This window comes from Arenimonas sp., from assembly GCF_041919775.1.
Lineage (GTDB): Bacteria > Pseudomonadota > Gammaproteobacteria > Xanthomonadales > Xanthomonadaceae > Arenimonas.
Window position 1 is genome coordinate 155845 of record NZ_JAYRTE010000002.1, and the last position, 22618, is coordinate 178462.

The window sequence follows — 22618 nt, forward strand, 5'->3', positions numbered from 1 at the left end:
CGCCGTGCTCTGGGCCGCCATCCACCTGCCGCGACGGGCGCTCGACGCCGCGCTCCGGCGCCAGCCTGACCCTTCCGCCCCGCTGGCCCTGGCCGACGGGCCGCCGCAGCGGCGCATGGTGGTGCAGGCCAACGCGTCTGCCCTGGCCGCCGGCGTGCGCGCCGGGCAGCCGCTGGCAGCGGCGATGGCGCTGTGCCCGACTCTCGCCGCCGTGTCTTTCGACGCGGGTGAAGCCAGCCGTCTGCTCGACCTGGCCTGCGCCTGGGCCTACCGCTATTCCGGCCAGGTCTGTCGCGACGAGGGCGACACCCTGTGGCTGGAAGTCGGCGGCAGCCTGGGCCTGTTCGGGCCCTGGCCCCGTTTTGAACGCCTGCTGCGCGACGACCTGCGCGAACTGGGCCTGGCGCACACGCTCGCGGTGGCGCCGACGCTGCTGGGCGCGCTGTGTTTGGCAAAACAGCAGGACGGCCTGATGGTGCGCGATGCCACCCAGCTGCGCCGCGCGCTCGATGCACTGCCGATGGCGCTGGCGCCTTTCGATCAACGCACGCACGAGGCCCTGGCCAGCCTGGGCCTGCGCCGCATGCGGCAATTGTTCGCGCTGCCGCGGCCGGGCCTGCGCCGGCGATTCGGCGCCGGGCTGCTCGACACCCTCGACCGGCTTACCGGCGACGCGCCCGATCCGCGGCCGTGTTACCAGCCGCCGGACATCTTCGAGGCGCGCTTCGAGTTCGACGACGAAATCCGCTACCACACCGGCCTGCTGTTTCCGCTCAAACGCCTGCTCGGCGACCTGTGCGCGTTCCTCGTCGGGCGCGACGGCGGTGTGCAGCAGTTCGAGCTGGTGTACGAACACGACCTGCGCCCGCCCAGCGCACACGTCGTCGGCGCGGTCGCGGCCGAACGCGACCCGGCCCGCCTGTTCGATCTGGCGAAGCTGGTGATCGAACGCGAACCGATCCCGGCACCGGTGCGCGCCTTCGGCATCCGCGCCACCGACCTGCCGCCCTTCGTGCCGGCCGGGCGCGACCTGTTCGAAGCCCGCCCCGCCGGCGCGATGGACTGGCCGGCGCTGCAGGCGCGGCTGCAGGCCCGTTTGGGCGACGAGGCCGTGCACCAGTGGGCGCCGCACGCCGACCCGCGCCCCGAACACGCCCAGCGCCGCGTGCGCGAACTGCGCGGCCGCTACCTGCTGCCACCCGCCCTGCCCCGCCCGGCCTGGCTGCTCGAGCGCCCGATCCCGCTGCGCGGCCCGGCGCCGCGATTGCTGGCCGGGCCCGAGCGCATCGAGTCAGGCTGGTGGGACGGCGACGACCTGCGCCGCGATTACTACGTCGCGCTCACCGCCGAAGGCCAGCACGCCTGGGTGTTCTGCGCCGCCGGCGAACGCGGGCCCTTCATGCTGCACGGCTGGTTCGCGTGAGCACGCCCGGCTACGCCGAACTGCACTGCCTGTCGCCCTTCAGTTTCGGCCGCGGCGCCTCCAGCGCGCGCGAACTGTTCGACCGGGCGAAGAAGCAGGGCTATGCCGCGCTGGCGATCACCGACGAATGCACCCTGGCCGGCATCGTGCGCGCCTGGGAAGCGTCCAAGGCCACCGGCGTGCCGCTGATCACCGGCAGCGAACTGCGCCTGGACGACGGCCTGCGCTGCGTGCTGCTGGTCGAAGACGAAACCGGCTACCGACGCCTGTGCGAACTGATCACCACCGGCCGCCGGCGCAGTGCCAAAGGCGAATACCGCTTGCACCGCCACGACCTGGAAGCCGACACCACCGGCCTGCTGGCGCTGTGGCTGCCCGGCGCCGAACCCGACCCGCGCGAGGGCGAATGGCTGCGCAGCTGTTTCCCCGGCCGCTGCTGGCTGGCGGTGGAGCTGCACCGCGGTCCCGACGACGACGCCCGGCTGGCGACGCTGCAGGCCTTGGCCAACAGGCTGGGCCTGCCGGCGGTGGCCAGCGGCGACGTGCACATGCACGTGCGCGGCCGGCGCGCGCTGCAGGACGTGCTGACCGCCACCCGCCACCATCTGACCGTCGCCGACGCCGGCGCCCACCTGTTCCCCAACGGCGAACGCCACCTGCGCACGCGCCGCGCGCTGGCCGCCATCCACCCGCCGGAACTGTTGCAGGAAAGCCTGCGCATCGCCGCCCGCTGCCGTTTCGACCTGGGCGCGCTGCAGTACCGCTATCCGCAGGAACTGGTGCCCGGGGGCCACACGCCTTCGAGCTGGCTGCGCGAACTCACGATCGAAGGCATGGCCAGGCGCTGGCCGGATGGCACGCCGGAGAAAGTCCGCGCGCAGATCGAACAGGAACTCGTGCTCATCGCCGAGCTGCAGTACGAAGCCTTCTTCCTGACCGTGCACGACATCGTCCGGTTCGCGCGCAGCCAGGGCATCCTGTGCCAGGGCCGCGGCTCGGCGGCCAATTCGGCGGTGTGTTTCGCGCTGGGCATCACCGAGGTGGACCCGGCGCGCATGAACCTGCTGTTCGGGCGTTTCCTGTCAAAGGAGCGCAACGAACCGCCCGACATCGACGTCGATTTCGAGCACGAGCGGCGCGAGGAAGTCATCCAGTACGTGTTCCGTAAATACGGCCGCGACCGCGCCGCGCTGGCGGCCACGGTCATCTGCTACCGCGGCAAGAGCGCCGTGCGCGACGTCGCCCGCGCCCTGGGCCTGCCGCCGGACCAGGTGGACCAGCTCAGCCGCGCCTTCGCCTGGTGGGACGGCGAATCGCCGATCGAAGAGCGCCTGCGCGAACGCGGCTTCGACCCCGATGCGCCGGTGATGCGCCGGGTGCTGGTCCTGACCCGCCAGCTGCTCGACGCGCCGCGGCACCTGAGCCAGCACGTCGGCGGCTTCGTCATTTCCGGCCAGCCGCTCCACCACCTGGTGCCGGTGCAGAACGCCGCCATGCCCGAGCGCACGATCATCGAGTGGGACAAGGACGACCTGGAGTCCCTGGGCTTGCTGAAGGTCGATTGCCTGGCGCTGGGCATGCTCACCGCGGTCAGCAAATGCCTGGCCCTGCTGCGCGAACACCGCGGCCGCGACCTCACGCCCGCCACCATCCCCGCCGAAGACCCGGCCACCTACGCGATGATCCGCAAGGCCGACACCGTCGGCGTGTTCCAGATCGAATCGCGCGCGCAGATGGCGATGCTGCCGCGGCTGAAGCCGCGCACCTTCTACGACCTGGTGGTGCAGGTGGCCATCGTCCGCCCCGGCCCGATCCAGGGGAAGATGGTGCACCCCTACCTGCAGCGCCGGCAGGGCCTGGAGCCGGTCACCTACCCGTCGGCGGCGCTGGAGGAAGTGTTCCGGCGCACCCTGGGCGTGCCGCTGTTCCAGGAACAGGTGATGCAGGTGGCGATCGTCGCCGCCGGTTTTTCCGCCGGCGAAGCCGACGAATTGCGCCGCGGCATGGCCGCCTGGAAACGCCGCGGCGGACTCGAACACTTCCGCGACCGCCTGTTCGCCGGCCTGGCGAAAAACGGCTACGACACCGACTTCGCCGAACGCATCTTCGAACAGATCCGCGGCTTCGGCAGCTACGGCTTCCCGGAATCGCACGCCGCCAGCTTCGCGCTGATCACCTACGCCAGCTGCTGGCTCAAGTGCCACGAACCGGCCGCCTTCACCTGCGCGCTGATGAACTCGCAGCCACTGGGGTTTTACTCCAACAGCCAGCTGGTGCAGGACGTGCGCCGCGCCGGCATCGTGGTGCGGCCGGTGGACGTGCGCCACAGCCTCTGGGACAACGCGCTGGAAGCCTGGCCCGGCGATGCCGCGCGGCAACCGGCGATCCGTCTGGGGCTGCGGGAAATCGCCGGGCTGTCGCACGCGGCCGGCGAAGCGCTTGTGGCGGCGCGCGCGGCGCGTGCTTTCGAGGACGTCGCCGACCTGTGCCATCGCGCCAACCTGGACGAACGCGCCCGCGCCCTGCTCGCCGAAGCCGGCGCGCTGAAGGGCCTGGCCGGCCACCGGCATCGCGCGCGCTGGGCCGTGGGCGGCGTCGAGAAGCAGCTGCCGCTGTTCGATGCGTCGCCGGCCGAAGACGCGGTCAGCCTGCCCGTGCCCAGCACCGGCGAGGACCTGCTGGCCGACTACGCCCGCCTGGGGCTCACGCTGGGCCCGCACCCGCTGTCGCTGCTGCGCCGCCAGCTGGCCAGCCGCCGCTACCGGCGCTCACGCGAACTGCGCGACCTGCCCCACGGCAGCCGCGTGCGCGCCGCCGGCCTGGTGACCATGCGCCAGCGCCCGGAAACCGCCAGCGGCATCACCTTCGTCACGCTCGAGGACGAAGACGGCATGGTCAACGTGGTGGTCTGGCGCGACCTCGGCGAGCGCCAGCGCCGCGTGCTGATCGAATCCCGCCTGCTCGGCGTCGAAGGCCGCTGGGAAACGGTGGACGGCGTGCACCACCTCATCGCCAGCCGGCTGCACGATGAAAGCGCGCTGGCGCACCAACTCAATGCGAAGTCGCGGGACTTCCGCTAGGGACATCAGCGGCCGATCACGGCCTTCACGAAAACGTCATCCGGCATTGATTCCACATTGCGCAGGAAACCCGGCGCGCGCTCCTCGCATAGCCCTGCCTGCGCGGGGTCAATGTCCGCCCGCCGCACGAGGGGTAATCGCCTGTGGCTCGGATCCGGCGAAGGCGTCAGCCGTCCCGTGGCGACTTCGCCGAACTGCGTGGCATTGAGCCTCAGGGCATCGACGAGATAGTCGTAGGCCGTCCGGCCATCCGGCAGCGGTGCCGTCATGTCGTACCAAACCACCGGGGCTCTGTCTCCGGGCCAGCGGACGATACCGAACCCGTCGGTGATCCGGGCAATCTCTTCAGGCGCCCCGGGCACCGCGAAGTCGCTGCCAAACCATACTTCGGGTCGCTGCCTGGGCTCCAGTCTGTCCACCGCCTCAAGCAGCAATCGCACCACAGCCCGATGATTGGGATGGCACGTAGTGCCATGCCGCGGGTCGAAAGCCAGGACGACCTCCGGACGGAAAGACTCCAGCGTCTGCATGAAACGGTCGACGAGCCTGGAACGTCCCCCTTGTTCCCGTGCCAACCCCGCGAGATTGCTCTCCACGCCAGCGTCGTTCCAGTTGTACCGACCTTCGCGCCACCCGAAGAACTCGTGGGTTGCATTGAGGTTCGCGGCGGACGCAGACACTTCCATCCGTCGCATTTCGCTGCACTTGTCACGATCCTCCAGGCCCAGGCCCATCAGGCAACCCCAGCTATCGGCATCCTGCGCCACCACGAGATGGCACCTGGCGCCGTTGAACCGGCAAGCTTCGGCCAGCATCGGGGCGAAGGTGCTCTCGTCGTCGGGATGCGCACCCACATGCAGAATGCGCCTGCCCGCCAACACGAGGGCGGGAGGATCCGGTGCCTCAGACGATCCGGCCACCTGCGGGCTCGGCGAAGCCAGCGAGAGGATTGCGGTCAAAAGCGATGGCATGAACATGGCTGCTCGCGCTCGGGTGGAATCCCTTTCAGAACGACAGAATTAGTCGCCACCGGCAATACGCAGGGGCGCCACCAGCCCCGGACCCTGGTTGCGCGGGTTCCCGACTTCGAGGCCGACGGCGTCGATGCGCAGCGCGGTGACGACGGGCTTCAGCAATGCCGTGGCCTCGAGGGCCGGCGCCTGCAGCCAGGTATCCCAGGCATCGGCAGGCAGGACCTGGGGCTGGCGGTCGTGCACGCGGCGGACCTCGCCCATCGCTTCGGTAGTGACGACGGTGTAGGTGGCCACCTGTTTGCCCTCGGCGTCAGTCCAGCGCGACCACAGGCCGGCGAACATCATCGGATTGCTTTCGTCTGCGGCGCGAAGGAAATACGGCTGCTTGCGCTTGCCGCCCTGGTCCACCCATTCGTACCAGCCGGTGACCGGCACCAGGCAGCGCTGGCCGCGGTGCCAGGCGTCGCGGAAGGCTGGCTTGTCGGTCAGGGTTTCGGCGCGGGCGTTAATCGTGGAATAGGCGATCTTCGGGTCCTTCGCCCAGTGCGGAAGGAGGCCCCAACGCATCGATTCCAGGCCCGGGCCACCGCCGCCGGCCACCACCACCGGGTTCACCAGGCTCGGCGCGATGTTGTACTGCGCGAACCCGGCGAGCGGATTGATGACGTGCTCGACGAAACCCGGCACCAGGTTGCCCGGGCTGAAGGGACCGAACAGGGCGTAGCGTGCGCACATGGTGGCGAGTCTAACGCCGGCCGCTCGGGGCCGGCATCCGGCTTCAGAGCGCAGGCAGCAGGTAACGCCAGCCCATCCACAGACCCATGGCCAGCATCATCAGGTTTTCGGTCAGCGACACGAAGCCCAGCGGCACCTGGCTGCCGCCACCCACGCAGGCGCAGCGCAGTTCGCGCTTTTCCACGTAAACGGCCTTGAACACCGATACCGCGCCGACGCTGCCGGTGAACAGCGCCAGCGGCACCGACAACACGTGCAACACCCCGGCCAGCATCAGCACGCCGGCCGCCAGCTCGGCGAAGGGGTAGAAGTAGGCATAGGGCACGAAGCGCCGCCCCAGCAGGTCGTAATTGAGGAACATGCTGGAGAACTGTTCGACGTCCTGCAGCTTAAGCATGGCGAGCAGGCACATGCCGATCGCGATGAAGCGTTCGGCCAGGGCAATCGCCGGCAGGGCCGGCCACAGGCTGGCGACGGCTAGCAGGGCCGCCACGGCGAACACGGCCACCACCGGGACGTAGCTGGTCTGATCTTTGGTGCGGACCTTCAGGCCGAAGTGCCTGCGCAGGTCGTCGTATCCGCCGATCCGGCGACCGTCGATGAAGGTCTGCGGCGTGGTTTCGACACCGTGCTCGAGCTTGAACGCATCGGTCTGGGCACGTGTTGTCAGCCAGCGATCATCGACCTCGTAGCCCTTGCGGCGAAGCAGCCAGCGCGACTTCAGGCCGTAGGGACAGACATGTCCGGGCATCACCATGCGATGCAGGCGGGCTTGGGGCGTATTGGCCTGGGCCATGACAGATCGGCTCCCTTGGCGACGGTGACACCACCATAGGCCCTGCAGCCTCACCAAGCCCGAACCCTGCCTGACCGGGGCGGGAAACCATTCCCGCCCCGCCGATGCGCTCATCCCTTGTCGGGACTGGGCCGGGGACCACCCCCTTCTTCCGGATCCTTGGGCAGCGGACAGCTGGCCATCCGCTCCTCGCGAACCGACGTTGCCTGCCACCGGCCATCCACCTTCCTGTATTCGACTTCGCGAAACACGCCGTTGCTGCAGGTCCACAGGACCATCATCGAACCTTCCGGCGCGCTCCAGCCCGGTGCCGGATCGTCGCAGTCGGCATCGCGGCAGTCTTTCACCGGCCCACGCGGCGTCGCGAGGGCCAGCGCCTCGCTGACCGGGCCAGGCACGGATTCACAGCCTGCGAAGTCGAGCCGCAGCCCGAACTGCGTCGCCGACGCCGGGATGCGGAAGCCCACCGACTTGGGCAGGCTGCGCGCCGCATTGGCCGGCACCTGCACCAGGGTGGCATTGAGCTGGTCACGCATCCAGTCGAAATCGACATCGGCCAGCGTGTAGTGCTTGGACACCGACAGGGCCGAACAGACCTCGGCCGGCTGCACGGCCCATTCCCCCGGCGACCCGGGTTCCGCGACCTTGGCCGGCGACAAGGCCGGCAAACCAACGCCCACGGCCACGACCCCGGCGACCAGCAGCTTCCTGAAAATAGTCATCTTTCCTCCCTTGCCCGCAATTGGACGGGACAAGGGTGGCAAGCCGAACCCGGCGCCGCCGTAGGAAATCCCCGCGCCGGGACAAAGAAAAACGCCGCTCCGGAGGGAGCGGCGTTCTGGTCACGCTGGTGCCGGAAACAGGAGTCGAACCTGCGACCTACGCATTACGAATGCGCCGCTCTACCAACTGAGCTATTCCGGCGGAAGGCGCGAATTCTAGGCTTTCGGGGGGCCTGCGGTCAATTTACCAGCTGGATCCGCAGCTCCTTGGGCAGGGCGAACACCACGTCCTCGGGCTTGCCCTCCAGGTGCTCGACCCCGGTGGCGCCCAGGTCGCGCAGGCGCTGGACCACGTCCTGGACCAGTACTTCCGGGGCCGAGGCGCCGGCGGTGATGCCGACCCGGGCCACGCCGGCCACCCACTCGGGGTTGATGTCGGAGGCGCCGTCGATCAGATAGGCGCGGGCGCCCTGCTTCTCGGCCAGCTCGCGCAGGCGGTTGGAGTTGGAGCTGTTGATCGAACCCACCACCAGCACCACCTCGGCCTGCCCGGCCAGCACGCGCACGGCGTCCTGGCGGTTCTGGGTGGCGTAGCAGATGTCGTCGTGCTTCGGGCCCTGGATGGCCGGGAAGCGCGCCTGCAGGGCCGCGATGATCTCGCGGGTGTCGTCCACCGACAGCGTGGTCTGGGTGGTGTAGGCCAGGTTGTCCGGCTGGGTGGGCTGCAGCGTGGCGACGCCGGCGACGTCCTCGACCAGGTGGATGTGGTTCTCGCCGTGTTCGCGGCGCCACTGGCCCATGGTGCCCTCGACCTCCGGGTGCCCGGCGTGGCCGATCAGCACCACGTCGCGGCCGGCGCGGCAGTGGCGGGCCACTTCGATATGCACCTTGGTCACCAGCGGGCAGGTGGCATCGAAGACCTTCAGGCCGCGGCGCTCGGCTTCGGCGCGCACCGCCTGGGAGACGCCGTGGGCGCTGAAGATCACGGTGGCGCCGGCCGGCACTTCGTCCAGTTCCTCGACGAACACCGCGCCGCGCTGGCGCAGGTCCTCGACCACGAAGCGGTTGTGCACCACTTCATGGCGTACGTAGATGGGCGCGCCGAGGGAATCGATGGCGCGCTTGACGATTTCGATGGCGCGGTCGACGCCGGCGCAGAAACCGCGGGGGTTGGCGAGAATGACGTCCATGGCGCGATTATCCGCCCTTTCCGGTCGTGTCCGGTGACTTGAAGCTCAACACCACCAGCAGCGCGGCGCCCACGACGATGGCCGAGTCGGCCACGTTGAAGGCCGGCCAGTGCCAGGTGCCGACGTACCAGTCCACGAAATCGACCACGTAGCCATAGCGGATGCGGTCGATCACGTTGCCGATGGCCCCCGCGATGATCAGCGCGAACGGCAGCGCCGAGCGCCAGTCGCTGCGCGGCGTGCGCGCCAGCCAGACCACCAGGCCGGTGCTGATGACGATCGCCAGCGCGGTGAAGAACCAGCGCTGCCAGCCGCCGGCGCTGGACAGGAAGCTGAAGGCGGCGCCGTAGTTGTGCACCAGGGTCCAGTTCCAGAAGCCGTCGATGAAAGGCACCGGATTGCCGTACTCCAGCCGGGAGACCGCCAGCCACTTGCTCCACTGGTCCACCGCCACCAGCACGGCCGACAGGCCGAGCCAGGACAGCGCGTTCGGGCGCGGGCCGGCCATCAGAACCACCGCCGGGATTCACCGGCGCCGTTGACGTTTTCGACGCAGCGGCCGCAGATCTGCGGGTCCGCGGCATCGGCGCCGACGTCGGCGCGGTAGTGCCAGCAGCGCACGCACTTGGCATGTTCGCTGGCCTTGGCGTCCACCGAAGTCGCGGCGGAGCCCGGTTTGAGATCAAGCCGCGAAGTGATGAAGAAAAAGCGCAGCTCGTCGGCCACGGGCGCCAGCTTCGACGCCAGGGCCGGATCCACCGACAGCTCCACCTCGGCTTCGAGCGACGCACCGATGGCGCCACCGGCGCGCATCGGCTCGAGCACCTTGCTCACTTCTTCGCGCAGTCCCAGCAGGCGGTCGAAGTCGGCGGCCGACAGCGCGGCCTCCGCCGGCATCGGGGCCAGGCCCTCGTACCACGTCGCGAACAGCACGTGCTCCTCGCGCTTCCCGGGCAGGTAGCCCCAGGCTTCGGCAGCGGTGAAGCTGAGCACCGGCGCGATCCAGCGCACGAAGGCTTCGGCGATATGGAACATGGCCGTCTGCGCCGAACGCCGGCCCAGGCTGTCCACCGGCATCGTGTAAAGCCGGTCCTTGGTGACGTCCAGGTACACCGCGCCCAGGTCGTTGGTGCAGAAATTCTGCACCTTGGCGACGACGGCCGCGAAGTCGTAGCGGGCGTAGGCGGCGGTGATCTCGGCCTGCAGCGCGTGGGCGCGGTGCACAGCCCACTGGTCGAGCAACAGCAGCTTGTCGTGGGCCACGGCGTTGGCCGCCGGGTCGAAGCCGTGCAGGTTGCCCAGCAGGAAGCGCAGCGTATTGCGGATGCGGCGGTAGCCGTCGGCGGTGCGCTTGAGGATGTCGTCGGACACCGACATTTCATTGCGGTAGTCGGCCGAGGCCACCCACAGGCGCAGCACGTCGGCGCCCAGCGCGTCGTTGACCTTCTGCGGCTCGACCACGTTGCCGACCGACTTGGACATCTTGCGACCCTGGGCATCGACGGTGAAGCCGTGGGTCAGCACTTCCCGGTAGGGCGCGGCGCCGTCCATCGCGATGCCGGTCAGCAGCGAGCTCTGGAACCATCCGCGATGCTGGTCGCTGCCTTCAAGGTACAGGTCGGCGGGCTTGCGCAGGCCGTCTTCCGGGCGCGCGGCCAGCACGGCCTCGTGGGTGACGCCGGAGTCGAACCAGACGTCGAGGATGTCGTTGACCTTCTCGTAGTCACCGGCCTCGTCGCCCAGCAGTTCGGCCGGGTCCAGCGAATACCAGGCGTCGGTGCCCTGCTCCGCGACGCGGTCGGCGACCGCACGCATAAGTTCCACCGAACGCGGATGCGGTTCGCCGCTGACCTTGTGGATGAACAGCGCGATCGGCACGCCCCAGGTGCGCTGGCGGCTGATGCACCAGTCCGGGCGGCCTTCGACCATGCCGGCGATGCGCGCCTGGCCCCAGTCCGGCACCCAGCCCACCTGGCCGATCGCCGCGAGGGCGTCACGGCGCAGGTTCGCCTGGCTCATCGAGATGAACCACTGCGGCGTGGCGCGGAAGGCCACCGGCGTCTTGTGCCGCCAGCAGTGCGGGTAGCTGTGTTCCATCTTTCCGGACGCCAGCAGCACGCCGCGCTCGGCCAGCAGCGCGGTGATCGTGTCGTTGGCCTTCCAGATGAACTGGCCCTCGAAGATCGGCGTGCCCGGCAGGTAAACGCCGTTGCCACCGATCGGGTTGAGCTGGGGCTGCTTGTACTTCTCAAGCAGGCCGTATTTCACGCCGACCTGGTAGTCCTCCTGGCCGTGGCCGGGCGCGGTGTGCACGGCGCCGGTACCGGCTTCGGTGGTGACGTGGTCGCCCAGGATCAGCGGGATGTCGCGCTCGTAGAACGGATGCGACAGCACCAGGCCTTCGAGGTCGGCGCCGACGGCGCGGCCAAGCACCTGCGGCGATTCGATGCCGTAACGCTTGAGCGCGGCCTCGTGCAGCGCTTCGGCCAGCACCAGCAGCACGCGCTTGCCATTGCGCGCCGGGCCTTCGACCAGCACGTAGTCGATTTCCGCGCCCAGGGTGACCGCCAGCGAGGCCGGCAGGGTCCAGGGCGTGGTGGTCCAGATCGGCACCGCGACGATGGCGTCGCCGCTGTCGGCGCCGAACTTCGCCGCCAGCGCGGCCGGTTCATGGGCGTCGTAAGCGACATCGACTTCCGGCGACACCTTGTCGGCGTACTCGATCTCGGCTTCGGCCAGCGCCGAACCGCAGTCGAAGCACCAGTGCACCGGCTTGACGCCGCGCGTCAGGTGCCCGCGCTCGACGATCTTCGCCAGCGAACGCAGCATGTCGGCCTCGAAGCGGAAGTCCATGCTGCGGTAGGGCTTGTCCCACTGGCCCAGCACGCCCAGGCGCTGGAAATCCTTCGACTGCCCTTCGATCTGCTCGGCGGCGTACTCGCGGCACTTGGCGCGGAAGTCGGCGGCGTCGAGCCTGGTGCCGACCTTGCCGTGCTTCTTTTCGACCACCAGCTCGATCGGCAGGCCGTGGCAGTCCCAGCCCGGCACGTAGGGCGCGTCGAAACCCGACAGCAGCTTCGACTTCACCACCAGATCCTTGAGGATCTTGTTCACCGCGTGGCCGATATGGATCGAGCCGTTGGCATACGGCGGGCCGTCGTGCAGCACGAACAGCGGCCGCCCCTTCGCGTTTTCGCGCACGCGCTGGTACAGGCCCATCTGCTGCCACGCCGCCAGCATGCCCGGCTCGCGCTTGGGCAGGTCGCCGCGCATCGGGAATGCGGTCTCGGGCAGGCTGATGGTGTGCTTGTAGTCCTTGCCGCCAGTGTCGGTCACTTCGCTCACGCACTCACTCCGGGTGTTTCCTTGTCGTGGCGCAGGGCGCGCCGGGCCTGCCGGGAATCCTCGTCCATCTGGCGGACCAGGGACGGCAGGTCGTCGAATTTTTCCTCGTCGCGCAGCTTGGCGACGAACTCCACTTCGAGGCGGCTTCCGTAGAGGTCGCCGTCGAAGTCGAACACATGCGCCTCGAGCAGGGGCTCGACACCCTGCACCGTCGGCCGCGTGCCCAGGCTGGCCACGCCGGCGCGCGGTTCGGGGCCGATGCCGTGAACCCAGACCGCAAAGATGCCGCCCAGCGGCGCCCGCTTGCCGGCCAGGCGGATGTTGGCCGTAGGGTAGCCGAGCTGGCGGCCCAGCTGCTTGCCGCGCACCACCGTGCCGGCGATGGCGTAGCGCCGGCCCAGGGCGCGGGCGGCCGCGTCCAGGTCGCCGTCGGCGAGCTGGGCACGGATGGCGCTGGCCGACACGCGTTCGCCGTCTTCGGCGACCACCGGCACCTCGAATGCCTCGAAGCCATGTTCCCGGCCCAGCGCCTGCAGGGTCGCCAGGTCACCGGCGCGCCGGTGCCCGAAGCGAAAGCCCGGCCCGACCCAGACTTCGCGCGCGGCCAGGCGCTGCACCAGCACCCTTTCCACGAAGGCTTCCGGCGACATCGCCGCCATCGCCGCGTTGAAGCGCAGCAGGCCGACCGCGTCGATGCCCAGCGCGCACAGGCCCTCGAACCGGGCCCGCGGCAGCAGCAGGCGCGCCGGCGGGTCGTCGGGGGAAAAATATTCGCGCGGCAGGGGCTCGAAGCTCAGCGCCACGGCCTTCAGGCCCAGGGCGCGCGCACGCGCCCGCACGTGGCCGACCAGGGCCTGGTGCCCCCGGTGGAGGCCGTCGAAGGCGCCGATGCAAACCACGCTGCCCTGCGGGGCGATGCAGTCGCCCTCGACGTCCCGGAACAGCTTGTCCATCGGCGAATTATAGCCGGGCCAGGTCACGGCCCGCGCAGTTCGCGCGGCCGCCAGCCCGTGGCCAGCAGGCCCAGGCCGTAGGCACCGGCGCCGGCGCCGACCACGGCCAGCAGCAGGCCCCAGCGGGCGATGCCGGCCCAGGCGCGCCAGTCGCCGATGAAATGCATGCAGGCCAGCACCGCCACCGCCAGCGCCGCGCTGCCCACGCCCACGCGCAGCAGGTGCCGGCCCCAGCCTGGCGAAAGCACGAACGTGCCCTCGCGGCGAAGCGCCCGCCACAGCAGCCAGGCATTCGCCAGCCCGGCCAGGCCGGTGGCCAGGGCGATGCCGGCATGGGCGCCGGGCACGTCGAGCAACCACAGCGGCGTGGTGATCGCCGCCGTCAGCGCCACGTTGATGAACACCGTGCGCACCGCGGCACGCATCGGGGTGCGGGTGTCCTGGCGCGAATAGAAGGCCGACAGCAGCACCTTGGTCGCCATGAAACCCGGGATGCCGATGCACATCGCCATCAGGCTCAGCGAGGTCATGCGGGCGTCGCCGGCGCTGAAGGCGCCGCGCTCGAAGATGGTCAGCACCAGCGGTTCGGCCAGCAGCACCAGGCCCAGCGCCGCCGGTACCGCCAGCAGCAGCACGCTGCGCAGGCCCCAGTCCAGGGCGCTGGCGTAGCCGGCGGTGTCGGTGTCGGCGTGGCGGCGCGCCAGGTGCGGCAGGATCACCGTGCCCAGGGCGACGCCGAACATCCCCAGCGGGAATTCGACCAGGCGGTCGGAGTAGTACAGCCAGCTCTGGCTGCCGTCCATCAGCAGCGAGGCGAACACGGTGCCGACGATCAGGTTCAGCTGCGCCACCGACGAGGAAAACAGCGTCGGCAGCATCAGCGCCCCGACCCGGCGCACGCCGGGATGCCTGAAATTCAGCCGCAGCCGGGGCCGCAGGCCCAGCCGCCCCATCGCCGGCCACAGCAGCACCAGCTGCAGGAAGCCGGCCGCCAGTACGCCCCAGGCCAGGGCGTGGATCGGCACGGCCAGCATCGGCGCCAGCAGCAGCATGGCGGCGATCACCGACAGGTTGTGCAGCACCGGGGTGACCGCCGGCAGCGCGAATCGCTGGAAGCTGTTGAGCACCGCACCCGCCAGGGCCGTCATCGACACCAGCGCCAGGTAGGGAAAAACGATGCGCAGCAGGTCGGAAGTGAGCGCGAACTTGGCCGGGTCGTCGAGCTGGCCCGGGGCGATCGCCGCCACCACCAGCGGTGCCGCCAGCAGGCCCAGGCCGCTGACCACCAGCACCACCGCGCACAGGGCGCCGGCGACGTGGTCCAGGAAATCCTTCAGCGCGGCCTGGTCGCCGCGCTGGCGCAGCTCCGACAGCACCGGCACGAAGGCCGAGGCGAACGAGCCCTCCGCGAAGATCCGGCGCAGGTAGTTGGGAATCCGGTAGGCCACCGCGAAGGCATCGACGATGCCGCCGGCGCCGAACACCTGCGCCTGCACCACGTCCCGGGCGAAGCCGGCGATGCGCGAAAGCAGGGTCATGGCGCTGAAAACCGCGGTGGAACGCAGCAGCCCGCCCCGGCCCCGGGCCGTCTCCGGGGCGCTCATGGCCGGCCCCCGGGGGGTATTTGACTCAAGCTACTGATTACCCCATAATTTCGGGTCTTTCGACCCCCAATTCCCGGCCGGGAACCCAACGCCCGGCCATTTTCCAACGTTTTCAGGAGCCCTCCGTGGCCAACATCAAGTCCGCCAAGAAGCGCGCCAAGCAGACCGTCGTCCGCAACGCCCGCAATGCCAGCCAGCGTTCCATGCTGCGCACCGCCGTGAAGAAGGTCCTCAAGGCCCTCGAAGCCAAGGACGCCCCGGCCGCCGAGGCCGCGTTCGCGACCGCCCAGCCGATCCTGGACCGCTACTCGGCCCGTGGCCTGATCCACAAGAACAAGGCCGCCCGCCACAAGAGCCGCATCTCCGCCCACATCAAGGCGCTGAAGCAGGCCTGAGCCCGCGGCGCCCCTGGTCTTCCAGGAAGGCGCCCTGGCCAGCGCACGAAGGCCGGCGAAAGCCGGCCTTTTTGCTGCCTGCGATTTGCCGGCGTCAGACGCGCCGCGGCCTGCCGCCACCGGCTCAGCCATTGCGCGCCATCTCCGCCCGGGCAGCCACGTCCTCGGCGGCTTCCAGCGCCGCGGCCTTCTGGTCGTCGAAGAACTGCTGCACCTTCAGCACGATCGGCCAGGTGCCTTCGCGGCCGATGGCCGAGGAAATGAACCAGGGCTCCTTCCAGTCCAGCGACTTCACCAACGCCTCGGCGCGCGCCTGGCGCTCGTCCTCGGGCAGCAGGTCGGCCTTGTTCAGCACCAGCCAGCGGGGTTTTTCCAGCATCGCCGGGTCGTGCTTGCGCAGCTCGTCCTCGATCGCGCGCACCTGGTAAACCGGATCGGTGCCTTCGTCGAACGGCGCCATGTCCACGAGATGCAGCAGCAGGCGGGTGCGCTGCACGTGGCGCAGGAACTGCGCGCCCAGGCCGGCGCCGTCGGCCGCGCCTTCGATCAGGCCCGGGATGTCGGCGATCACGAAGCTGCGGTCGACCTCGACGCTGACCACGCCCAGGTTCGGGTACAGGGTGGTGAACGGGTAGTCGGCGACCTTCGGCGTGGCCGAAGACACGGCGCGGATGAAGGTGGACTTGCCGGCGTTGGGGAAACCCAGCAGGCCGACGTCGGCCAGCAGCTTCAGCTCCAGCCGGATCTCGCGCTCCTCGCCCGGGGTGCCGGTGCCGGCCTTGCGCGGGGCCCGGTTCACCGAACTCTTGAAGTGCACGTTGCCCTTGCCGCCCAGGCCACCCTGGGCCACCAGCAGGCGGTCGCCGTGGTCGGTCAGGTCGCCGATGATCTCGTCGGTGCCGACGTTGATGACTTCGGTGCCGACCGGCACGCGAATGACCACGTCGTCGCCTGCCTTGCCGAACATCTGCCGGCCCATGCCGTTCTGGCCGCGCTGGGCGCGGTACTGGCGCTGGTGGCGGAAGTCGATGAGCGTGTTGAGGTTTTCGTCGGCCTGCAGCCAGACGCTGCCGCCGTTGCCGCCGTCGCCGCCGTCCGGGCCGCCCAGCGGGATGAACTTCTCCCGCCGGAAACTGATGCAGCCGTTGCCGCCGTTGCCGGCGGTGACGGTGATGGTGGCTTCGTCAACGAATTTCACGAGGTGTTTCCCTGGCGGGGCCCGGGGCCGTCCGCGCTGATTGTGGGCCGTCCGCGCCGCGCCGTGAAGGGCGCGGGCCGGATTGGCCGGGGTTTTGCCCGCACCTGGCCATCATGCGGAAACGAAAAGCCCCGCCGAAGCGGGGCCCTTCAGGCGGAACCGGGCGGGTTTCAGGCCGCCGGGACCACGCTCACGGTGCGGCGCTTCTTGGGGCCCTTGACCGAGAAATCCACCACGCCGTTCACCAGGGCGAACAGGGTGTGGTCACGGCCGAGGCCGACGCCGGGGCCCGGATGGAACTCGGTGCCACGCTGGCGCACGATGATGTTGCCGGCTTCGATGGCCTGGCCGCCATACATCTTGACGCCCAGGTACTTCGGGTTGGAATCGCGGCCGTTGCGGGACGAGCCTACGCCTTTTTTCTGTGCCATGACGCTGTCTCCTCTGGCTTAGCCGGCGATGCCGGTGATTTCGATTTCGGTGTAGTACTGCCGGTGGCCCATCTGCTTGCGATGGTGCTTGCGGCGACGGAACTTGACGATGCGGACCTTGTCCAGGCGGCCGTGCGACTTGATGGTCGCGGTGACCTTGGCACCATCAACGAGGGGCGCGCCAACGGTGACCTTGTCGCCGTCGCCGAGCATCAGCACCTTTTCGATGTCGAAGCTCTTGCCTTCCTCGAGGTCGATCTTCTCGACCTTCAGGGTCTCGCCCTGCATTACGCGGTACTGCTTGCCGCCGGTAACGATGACTGCGTACATGACCGGAATTCCTCTAGTAGTTATTTTGAAGACACCTGCCCGCGGTCAGACGGGACAGAAGCGGAATTATAGGCGACTTCCCCAGCCCGCCGCAAGCCCTTGTCCCGCAAGCGTATTCACCCCGCGTAGGCAGTCGGGCCGGGGCGGACTGCTAGACTGCCGGGTTCCCGTTCCCGCCTGCCGTCAAGGAGCCCTCCCCGGCGCATGGATACGATCCGCATCCGCGGTGCACGCACCCACAATCTCAAGAACATCGACCTTGACCTGCCCCGGAACCGGCTGATCGTCATCACCGGCCTGTCGGGCTCGGGCAAGTCGTCCCTGGCCTTCGACACCATCTATGCCGAGGGCCAGCGCCGCTACGTCGAATCGCTGTCGGCCTATGCCCGGCAGTTCCTGAGCGTGATGGAGAAGCCGGACGTGGACCATATCGAGGGCCTGTCCCCGGCCATCTCGATCGAGCAGAAGTCCACCTCGCACAACCCCCGGTCCACGGTCGGCACCATCACCGAGATCTACGACTACCTGCGCCTGCTGTTCGCGCGGGTCGGCACCCCGCGCTGCCCGGACCACCAGTACCCGCTGGAGGCCCAGACCGTCGGCCAGATGGTCGACCAGGTCCTGGCCCTGCCGGACGACCGGCGCTACATGCTGCTGGCCCCGGTGGTGCGCGAGCGCAAGGGTGAACACGCCCAGGTCTTCGACCAGCTGCGGGCCCAGGGCTTCGTGCGGGTCCGGGTGAACAGCGAACTGTACGAACTCGACGCCGTGCCCACCCTGGCCCTGCGCCAGAAGCACACGATCGAAGTGGTCGTGGACCGCTTCAAGCCGCGCGAGGACCTAAAGCAGCGCCTGGCCGAAAGCTTCGAGACTGCACTGAAGCTGGGCGACGGCCTGGCCCAGGTGCAGGACCTGGACGATGCAGGCGTCGCACCGCTGCTGTTCTCGTCCAAGTTCAGCTGCCCGGTCTGCGACTACGCCCTGCCCGAACTCGAGCCGCGGCTGTTTTCCTTCAACTCCCCGGTCGGCGCCTGCCCGTCCTGCGACGGCCTGGGCATCAGCCAGTTCTTCGACCCCTCGCGCGTGGTCGTGCACCCGGAGCTGAGCCTGGCCGCCGGCGCCGTGCGCGGCTGGGACCGCCGCAACGCCTACTATTTCCAGCTGATCGCCTCGCTGGCCAAACACTACGGATTCGACCCGGACGCGGCCTGGCAGGAGCTGTCCGAACCGGTGCGCCAGGCGGTGCTCTACGGCAGCGGCGACGAGGTGATCACCTTCACCTACCTCACCGAATCCGGCGGCCGCACCCAGCGCAAGCACAAGTTCGAGGGCATCGTGCCCAACCTCGAGCGCCGCTACCGCGAGACCGAATCGCAGGTGGTGAAAGAGGAGCTGGCCAAGTTCATTTCCGACCGGCCCTGCCCCGACTGCGGCGGCGCCCGCCTCAACCGCGCCTCCCGCAATGTCTTCGTCGCCGAGCGCAACCTGCCGGAAATCACCAAGCTGCCGGTGGACGAGTCGCTGGAGTTCTTCTCGCACCTGTCGCTGGCGGGCTGGCGCGGCGAGATCGCCACCAAGATCGTCAAGGAAATCCACGACCGCCTGCGCTTCCTGGTGGACGTGGGCCTTGATTACCTCACGCTCGAACGCAAGGCCGACAGCCTGTCCGGCGGCGAAGCCCAGCGCATCCGCCTGGCCAGCCAGATCGGCGCCGGCCTGGTCGGCGTGATGTACGTGCTCGACGAACCCTCGATCGGCCTGCACCAGCGCGACAACGAACGCCTGCTCGGCACCCTCACCCGCCTGCGCGACCTCGGCAACACCGTCATCGTGGTCGAACACGACGAGGACGCGATCCGCCTGGCCGACCACATCGTCGACATCGGCCCGGGCGCCGGCGTGCACGGCGGCGAAGTGGTCGCGCAGGGCAGCTACGCCGACGTGCTGAAGGCGCCGCGCTCGATCACCGGCGACTACCTGTCCGGCCGCCGCCGCATCGAGATCCCGAAGCAGCGGCACAAGCCCAACCCCAAGATGATCCTGCAGCTCCGGGGCGCCAGCGGGAACAACCTCAAGGACGTCGACCTGTCGATCCCGGCGGGCCTGTTCACCTGCATCACCGGCGTCTCGGGGTCGGGCAAGTCCACGCTGATCAACGACACGCTCTACCACCTGGCCGCGAACGAGCTCAACGGCGCTTCGCATACCGCTGCGCCGCATCGCGAAGTGGTCGGCATGGACCTGTTCGACAAGGTCGTGGACATCGACCAGAGCCCGATCGGGCGCACGCCGCGCTCGAACCCGGCCACCTATACCGGCCTGTTCACGCCGCTGCGCGAGCTGTTCGCGCAGGTGCCGGAAGCACGCGCCCGCGGCTACGCGCCCGGCCGCTTCAGCTTCAACGTGCGCGGCGGCCGCTGCGAGGCCTGCCAGGGCGACGGCCTGCTCAAGGTCGAGATGCACTTCCTGCCCGACGTCTACGTGCCCTGCGACGTCTGCCACGGCAAGCGCTACAACCGCGAAACCCTGGAGATCCTCTACAAGGGTTATTCGATCCACGACGTGCTGGAAATGACGGTCGAGGACGCGCTGACCCTGTTCGAACCGGTGCCGGCGCTGGCTCGCAAGCTCGAAACCCTGGTGGACGTTGGCCTGAGCTACATCAAGCTCGGCCAGTCCGCGACCACGCTGTCGGGCGGCGAAGCCCAGCGCGTGAAGCTGTCTAAGGAGCTGAGCCGCCGCGACACCGGGCGCACGCTCTACATCCTCGACGAGCCCACCACCGGCCTGCACTTCCACGACATCGAACACCTGCTGGCCGTGCTGCACAAGCTGCGCGACGACGGCAACACCATCGTGGTCATCGAACACAACCTGGACGTGATCAAGACCGCCGACTGGGTGATCGACCTGGGCCCCGAAGGCGGCCACCGCGGCGGCATGATCATCGCCGAGGGCACGCCCGAACAGCTGGCGGCCAACAAACATTCGCACACCGGCCAGTTCCTGGCCAAGCTGCTCGCCGGTTCGCCGGCGCCGGCCCCGCGCAAGAGGAAAAAGGCATGAACCGCGTCGTCTTCGGCGTCGACCTGGAAGTGCGCTGGCGCGACCTCGACGCCTTCAACCACGTCAACAACGCCAGCTACCTCGGTTACATCGAAGAGGCGCGCGTGCGCTGGTTCAAGTCGCTCAGCAGCGACTGGGCCGGGGAAACGGCCGCGCCAATCATGGCCGCCGTGCAGCTCAACTACCGGCGGCCGGTGAACTGGCCGGAAACCGTGCGCGTCGAACTGTTCGCGGAACGCATCGGCACCAAGAGCCTCACCCTCGGCCACCGCATCACGTCGGCGGGCGACGCGGACGTGCTGTATTGCGACGGCCACACCGTGCTGGTGTGGGTGGACCGCAGTGGCCAGTCGGTGCCGCTACCGGACGCCGTCATCGCCGCCTGTTCGGCCTGAGCCGCGACTCAGGGCGCCGCGCGGCGCACCGGGAATTCCGCGAACAGGCGCCGGCCATCGGCCAGCACCAGCCGCACGCGGGCGACGTCGCCCTCGGCCAGGGGCCGCAGCGGGCGCATCAGCATCAGGTGCAGGCCGCCGGGTTCGAAGCGCAGCGATTCGCCGGGTGCAAGCACCAGCTTGCCGGCGGGGCGCATGCGGCTCATGCCGCCTTCTTCGACCGTGCGGTGGATCATCGGCATGCCGAAGTCCAGGCTCTCCACGTCCACCACTTCCACCGGCGCGTCGCAGGGGTTGCGCAGCACCAGGTAGGCAGCCAGCGAGGCCGCGCCGGGCGGCGCCGCGCGCACCCAGGGTGACTCGATGACGGGCCGGCAGCCCGCGTCGGTTTCGCCCTGCGCGGCCAGGGCCGGCAAGGCTGAAGCCAGCATCAACAGGGACAACCCCATCCGGAAGCGTCGTGCGTTCATCGGCCTATAGTAATCCCACGCCCGCACCGGAGCCCTGAATGAAATACCACCTGCTCGCCCTCGCCACCGCGGCCGCCATCTCCTCGCCCGGCGTCGCCGCCGACGACACCCGCCTGACCATCTACAGCGGCGACTTCGACGCCGTCGCGCGCTCCGGCGGCTACCCGGCCAACGCCGGCCATGCGCTGGTGGACGCCACGCTGGCCTGGGACCTGAAGTCCGGCGACAACACCGTGCGTTACTCCCGGCTGCCCCAGGCCCTGGACGCCAGTTCGGTGCGCCTCGAGCCGCAGGGCCAGGCCCGCGTGCGCGGCCAGCGCTACGACTTCGCGCTGGCCGACCAGGACGCCCTGCTGCGCCGGGCGATCGGCCAGACGGTCACCGTCGAACAGAGTGTCGGCAATGGCCTCGAGCGCCACACCGGCACCCTGCTCGCGGCCGGCAATGGCCTCACGCTGCAGCTTCCGGACGGGCGGGTGAAAGTGCTGTCGAACTACGCCAGCTTCGAACTGCCGGTCCTGCCCGAAGGCCTGGCCGCCGAGCCGGGCCTGGCCTGGACGATCAACGCGCCGCGCGCCGGCCGCGAGAGCTTCGCGCTTAGCTACGCCACCGGCGGCCTGGCCTGGCGCGCCGAATACCAGGCCACGCTGCGCGGCCAGGGCAAGGCCTGCCGGATGGACTTCGATGGCGCCGCGATGGTGGCCAATACCTCGGGCATGGACTTCAGCGACGTCGGCCTGAGCCTGGTCGCCGGCCAGCCCAACCGCGTGTCCGACGGCGGCTACGCCGCGCCGATGGCCGGCAAGGCCGAGCGAATGATGGTGGTGGCCGATGCCGCGCCGGCCCCCGAAGCCTCGGGCGAATACCACGCCTACCGCCTGCCCGGCACCGGCGACCTGCCCACCGGCAGCGTGCAGCGCCTGCCGCTGGTGGACGCAGCCAGCGGCGTCGCCTGCGAGCGCCGCTTCGAAACCCGTTCGCCGATGGGCGAGTGGCAGCCGCCGCAGCCGATGATCGACCCGAACTACAACCGCCAGGAAGGCGAACAGCCGGTCATCGCGAACCTTCATTTCGAGAACGCGAAGTCCGCCGGCCTCGGCCTGCCGCTGCCCGCCGGCCGCGTGCGCGTGTTCGACGGCAAGGATTTCCTCGGCGAGGCCACGCTGGGCCACACCCCCGCGCAGGCGAAGGTGTCGCTGGCGCTGGGCACGGTGTTCGACATCACCGCCGAACGCGAGCGCGCCGATTTCCAGATCGACCGCAGCGGCCGCACGATGACCGAAACCGTCGTACTGACGCTGCGTAACGCGAAGGACGAGGCGGCGACGGTGCACGTGCGGGAAGTGTTGTCGCGCTGGACCGACTGGGAAATCACCGACAGCAGCGTGCCGGCGAAGAAGCTCGACGCCCAGGCCGCCGGCTTCGAAATCGCGGTGCCCGCCGGCGGCGAGACGCAGCTGCGCTACACGGTGCGCTATCGTTGGGCTCCCGACGTCCGCCTGCCCTGAGGT

At 69.4% G+C, this 22618-nt stretch carries 18 protein-coding genes, 1 tRNA gene and 1 pseudogene; 6 read left to right on the top strand and 14 right to left on the bottom strand.

The annotated features are described in order from the left end of the window. The first annotated feature begins 4 nt into the window (after positions 1-4). Together ACE3TE_RS02120 and ACE3TE_RS02125 are read left to right on the top strand one after the other, a co-directional pair. Entirely contained in the window at positions 5-1423 is a 1419-nt protein-coding gene (locus tag ACE3TE_RS02120; RefSeq protein WP_374601740.1) for a DNA polymerase Y family protein, read from the top strand. Further along, positions 1420-4503 carry an error-prone DNA polymerase gene (locus tag ACE3TE_RS02125; RefSeq protein ID WP_374601742.1) on the top strand — a complete coding sequence of 1028 codons (3084 nt, stop codon included), beginning with the start codon at positions 1420-1422 and terminating at the stop codon, positions 4501-4503. The genes ACE3TE_RS02120 and ACE3TE_RS02125 overlap by 4 nt, the downstream gene beginning before the upstream one ends. A gap of 5 nt (positions 4504-4508) precedes the next feature. Here ACE3TE_RS02125 and ACE3TE_RS02130 read toward each other — a convergent pair whose 3' ends face one another. The 10 genes from ACE3TE_RS02130 to murJ form a co-directional block, all read right to left on the bottom strand. Next, entirely contained in the window at positions 4509-5480 is a 972-nt protein-coding gene (locus ACE3TE_RS02130) for a PIG-L family deacetylase (RefSeq protein ID WP_374601744.1), read from the bottom strand. Between the two features lie 42 nt (positions 5481-5522). Then, positions 5523-6212 carry an SOS response-associated peptidase gene (locus ACE3TE_RS02135; RefSeq protein WP_374601746.1) on the bottom strand — a complete coding sequence of 230 codons (690 nt, stop codon included), beginning with the start codon at positions 6210-6212 and terminating at the stop codon, positions 5523-5525. A 43-nt stretch (positions 6213-6255) separates the two neighbouring features. Next, a complete protein-coding gene (locus ACE3TE_RS02140) occupies positions 6256-7008 on the bottom strand; it encodes a MauE/DoxX family redox-associated membrane protein (RefSeq protein ID WP_374601748.1) in 753 nt (250 codons plus the stop codon). Positions 7009-7118: 110 nt separating this feature from the next. Further along, a complete protein-coding gene (locus ACE3TE_RS02145) occupies positions 7119-7730 on the bottom strand; it encodes a hypothetical protein (RefSeq protein ID WP_374601750.1) in 612 nt (203 codons plus the stop codon). 126 nt (positions 7731-7856) lie between these two features. Continuing rightward, positions 7857-7932, bottom strand: a tRNA-Thr gene (locus tag ACE3TE_RS02150). 37 nt (positions 7933-7969) lie between these two features. Further along, positions 7970-8920: a 4-hydroxy-3-methylbut-2-enyl diphosphate reductase gene (gene ispH / locus ACE3TE_RS02155; protein WP_374601752.1), complete on the bottom strand. Its 951-nt coding sequence runs from the start codon at positions 8918-8920 to the stop codon at positions 7970-7972. Positions 8921-8927: 7 nt separating this feature from the next. Beyond that, positions 8928-9431, bottom strand: a complete 504-nt coding sequence (gene lspA / locus ACE3TE_RS02160) for a signal peptidase II (RefSeq protein WP_374601923.1) — start codon at positions 9429-9431, stop codon at positions 8928-8930. Beyond that, positions 9428-12193, bottom strand: coding sequence for an isoleucine--tRNA ligase (gene ileS, locus ACE3TE_RS02165; protein WP_374601925.1), 2766 nt, complete (start codon positions 12191-12193; stop codon positions 9428-9430). Before ileS ends, lspA begins: the two co-directional genes overlap by 4 nt. Before the next feature lie 68 nt (positions 12194-12261). Continuing rightward, entirely contained in the window at positions 12262-13218 is a 957-nt protein-coding gene (locus ACE3TE_RS02170) for a bifunctional riboflavin kinase/FAD synthetase (RefSeq protein WP_374601754.1), read from the bottom strand. A gap of 23 nt (positions 13219-13241) precedes the next feature. Next, on the bottom strand, positions 13242-14822 hold the full coding sequence (gene murJ, locus ACE3TE_RS02175) for a murein biosynthesis integral membrane protein MurJ (protein WP_374601756.1): 1581 nt from the start codon (positions 14820-14822) through the stop codon (positions 13242-13244). 125 nt (positions 14823-14947) lie between these two features. Here murJ and rpsT point away from each other — a divergent pair, with 125 nt between their 5' ends. Beyond that, positions 14948-15217, top strand: a complete 270-nt coding sequence (gene rpsT, locus ACE3TE_RS02180) for a 30S ribosomal protein S20 (RefSeq protein WP_034225985.1) — start codon at positions 14948-14950, stop codon at positions 15215-15217. A gap of 124 nt (positions 15218-15341) precedes the next feature. Here the strand turns inward: rpsT and cgtA are convergent, their stop codons facing one another. The 3 genes from cgtA to rplU all read right to left on the bottom strand — a co-directional run bounded on the left by cgtA (position 15342) and on the right by rplU (position 17176). Next, on the bottom strand, positions 15342-16415 hold the full coding sequence (cgtA, locus tag ACE3TE_RS02185) for an Obg family GTPase CgtA (protein ID WP_374601758.1): 1074 nt from the start codon (positions 16413-16415) through the stop codon (positions 15342-15344). A 170-nt stretch (positions 16416-16585) separates the two neighbouring features. After that, positions 16586-16846 (bottom strand): 50S ribosomal protein L27, encoded by a 261-nt coding sequence (rpmA, locus tag ACE3TE_RS02190; RefSeq protein WP_034225980.1) that lies wholly within the window; start codon positions 16844-16846, stop codon positions 16586-16588. Between the two features lie 18 nt (positions 16847-16864). Then, positions 16865-17176, bottom strand: a complete 312-nt coding sequence (gene rplU / locus ACE3TE_RS02195) for a 50S ribosomal protein L21 (protein WP_188661280.1) — start codon at positions 17174-17176, stop codon at positions 16865-16867. Between the two features lie 204 nt (positions 17177-17380). Between rplU and uvrA the strand changes: the two are divergent. Both uvrA and ACE3TE_RS02205 read left to right on the top strand, forming a co-directional pair. After that, positions 17381-20212: pseudogene (uvrA, locus tag ACE3TE_RS02200) on the top strand (excinuclease ABC subunit UvrA); the annotation flags it as partial. Positions 20213-20238: 26 nt separating this feature from the next. Continuing rightward, positions 20239-20637, top strand: a complete 399-nt coding sequence (locus ACE3TE_RS02205) for an acyl-CoA thioesterase (protein WP_374601761.1) — start codon at positions 20239-20241, stop codon at positions 20635-20637. An 8-nt stretch (positions 20638-20645) separates the two neighbouring features. Here the strand turns inward: ACE3TE_RS02205 and ACE3TE_RS02210 are convergent, their stop codons facing one another. Further along, a complete protein-coding gene (locus ACE3TE_RS02210; protein ID WP_374601763.1) occupies positions 20646-21107 on the bottom strand; it encodes a copper chaperone PCu(A)C in 462 nt (153 codons plus the stop codon). Between the two features lie 38 nt (positions 21108-21145). Between ACE3TE_RS02210 and ACE3TE_RS02215 the strand changes: the two genes are divergently transcribed. Beyond that, positions 21146-22615 (top strand): DUF4139 domain-containing protein, encoded by a 1470-nt coding sequence (locus ACE3TE_RS02215; RefSeq protein WP_374601765.1) that lies wholly within the window; start codon positions 21146-21148, stop codon positions 22613-22615. Positions 22616-22618: the final 3 nt, after the last annotated feature.